The sequence below is a fragment of the Candidatus Neomarinimicrobiota bacterium genome (assembly GCA_030743815.1).
Classification (GTDB): domain Bacteria; phylum Fidelibacterota; class Marinisomatia; order Marinisomatales; family S15-B10; genus UBA2146.
On the sequence record JASLRT010000089.1, the window covers coordinates 1 to 2,133 of the forward strand.

The window sequence follows — 2,133 nt, forward strand, 5'->3', positions numbered from 1 at the left end:
TTCCACGCCGGTAATTAGACCAATCATGAATGTCCTCTTTGGCCGGCTGGGACAACTCCCCATTCTAGTCTGGATAGTTTTCTTCTCTATTCGCTGTTCCTTCGAAGATTCCACCCCACCCCTCTTTGAGAAGCTTTCGCCAAGGAAAACAGGCATCACCTTTCAAAACAGTCTTGAGGAAGAACCCCTCTTCAACAGCGTCAATTATCTCTATTTCAACGACGGCGGAGGTGTGGCGGTGGGGGACATCAACAACGACGGGCTCGCCGATATCTTTTTCACCGCAAACATGCGTTCTAATCGCCTCTATCTCAACAGAGGCGGCTTTCAATTCGACGACATCACGGAGAACGCTGGGGTAGGCGGCGGGACAGAAGGGTGGTCCACCGGCGCCACCATGGCTGATGTGAACGGGGATGGATTTCTCGACATCTACGTCTGTCAGTCGAATTACTTGGATAAGAAGGGGAGCAATCAACTGTTCATCAACAACGGCGATCTGACCTTCAGCGAGAAAGCTAAAAGATACGGACTCGATTTTATCGGACTGTCAAGGCAGGCGGCATTCTTCGATTACGATCTGGACGGTGACCTTGATACGTATCTACTCAATCATTCCGTTCACTCCAAGGGGACTTACGGTGACACCAGTCTGCGCAAGATTGAGGACTACGAGGCCGGCGACAAGCTTTTCAAGAATACCGAGGGACAATTCGTGGATGTCACCACCGCGGCGGGTGTCTATGAGAGCATTCTCGGTTACGGATTGGGTGTGGCGGTGGGCGATATCAACTGGGACGGCTACCCAGATATCTATATTTCCAACGACTTCCACGAGGACGACTATCTCTACTACAACAACGGAGATGGCACGTTCACAGAAGCACTCACCAGTTCCATGGGGCACACCAGCAGCGCCTCCATGGGTAACGACATGGCCGATTTCAACAACGACGGACTGCTGGATGTGGTGGTGCTGGACATGTTTCCTGAAAATGAAGAAATTCGTAAATCATCAATGTATGCCGATCCTTTTGACATTTATAACGTGAAAATGCGCTTCGGTTATAATCACCAGTTGCGCAGGAATACGCTACAGTTGAACCGCGGACCCGCCACTGACGAGTCCACTGCATTGAAAGTGACAACTCATCTGTTTAGCGAAATTGGACAGTTAGCAGGAATCCACGCCACCGACTGGAGCTGGGCGCCCCTGTTTGTTGATCTGGATAACGACGGACAGAAAGATCTTTTCATCAGCAACGGCATCTACCGTCGCCTCAATGATATGGATTATCTCGCTTTTATCAAGGAGAATGAGGCCAGTATGCGGTTGACCGGCCGGCTCGATCAGGAGACACCTGAACCGATAGGAAAGAAAGACCTTGAGGAAATTCTGCAACATTTGCCCACTGTTCCTGAGGCTAACTACGCTTTCCATTCTCAGGAAGACCTCACTTTCGTCAATCGAGCTTCTGAGTGGGGACTGGATGATCCCGGTTTTTCCAGCGGCGCGGCCTATGCCGATTTTGACAATGACGGCGATATGGATCTAGTGGTGAATAATATCAATGCTCGTGCCGGCATCTACAAGAATCTCCTTTATGAAAGCACAGGAGACGCTGAAAACAGTCCAAACTATTTGAAGGTAAGATTAACCGGGCATGACGGGAACAGGTTCGGCGTTAGTGCCAAAGTGATTCTTCGCTCCGGGAAACAGATCTTTTTTCAAGAACTGATGCCGACAAGGGGTTTTCAGTCCTCCGTGGAGCCGGTGCTCAATTTCGGTTTGGGTAAGATTGAGAGTCTCGATTCTCTGCAAGTAATCTGGCCCACAGGCGAGTACCAGATAGTAACAAATCTTCCAACCAATCAAACCATCACTCTCAAGCAGACTGACGCCACAGCCACTTACAGTTATCAATCTCATAAGCGTGTTAAGCCGATCTTCCAGAATGTCACCGGCCAGGTGAACCTTGACTATTCACATCTGGAAAACAGGTTCATCGAATTCAACCGGGAGCCGTTCATCCCTCATTTTGTCTCCACGGACGGGCCGGCCTTCGCCGCGGCGGATGTGAACGGTGACGGCTTAGACGATCTCTATCTTGGCGGAGCCAAACATCAGCCGGG

Annotated in this window: 1 protein-coding gene; it reads left to right on the plus strand. The window is 50.4% G+C overall.

Annotation, left to right across the window (positions count from 1 at the left end; all coding sequences use genetic code 11):
• Positions 1–25 precede the first annotated feature (25 nt).
• The coding region (locus QF669_07245) for a CRTAC1 family protein (GenBank protein MDP6457226.1) at positions 26–2,133 on the plus strand (2,108 nt) is incomplete at its 3' end.